At 67.5% G+C, this 397-nt stretch carries 1 pseudogene; it reads left to right on the forward strand.

Going from position 1 to position 397, the window contains the following annotated elements:
* Nucleotides 1-192: pseudogene (locus KDL01_RS42575) on the forward strand (aminotransferase); the annotation flags it as partial.
* Between the last annotated feature and the right edge of the window lie 205 nt (nt 193-397).

A 397-nucleotide genomic window follows, 5' to 3' on the forward strand; every position in this document is an offset into this window, starting at 1 on the left:
GTGCCCGAGAGCCAGGCCAACTTCGTGTGGCTGCGGCTGGGGGAGCGCACCATGGAGTTCGCGCAGGGGTGTGAGCAGGCGGGCGTGGTCATCCGACCGTTCGCCGGTGAGGGAGTGCGGGTGACCATCGGGGAGACCGAGGCGAACGACATCTTCCTGAAGGTGGCGGAGGGCTTCCACAAGCAGCTCTAGCGGCACGGGCCTCGGCCCGCGCGGGTTCGGGCCCTGACGTCCTCGACCGGCCGGCGACTCAGTCGTCGGCCGGTTTGTCGTATGATGCCGGTTTCACGTGAAACGGGCCACCCGGTGTCGAGGGCTTCGCGTCAACGTGTCGAGGGCTTCGCGTCAACAGGGTGTAGAAGTTCCCGAAGAGGGGTTGACGTCACAGGGGACCCCC

Source organism: Actinospica durhamensis (assembly GCF_018139695.1).
In the GTDB taxonomy this organism is placed as follows: Bacteria; Actinomycetota; Actinomycetes; order Streptomycetales; family Catenulisporaceae; genus Actinospica; species Actinospica durhamensis.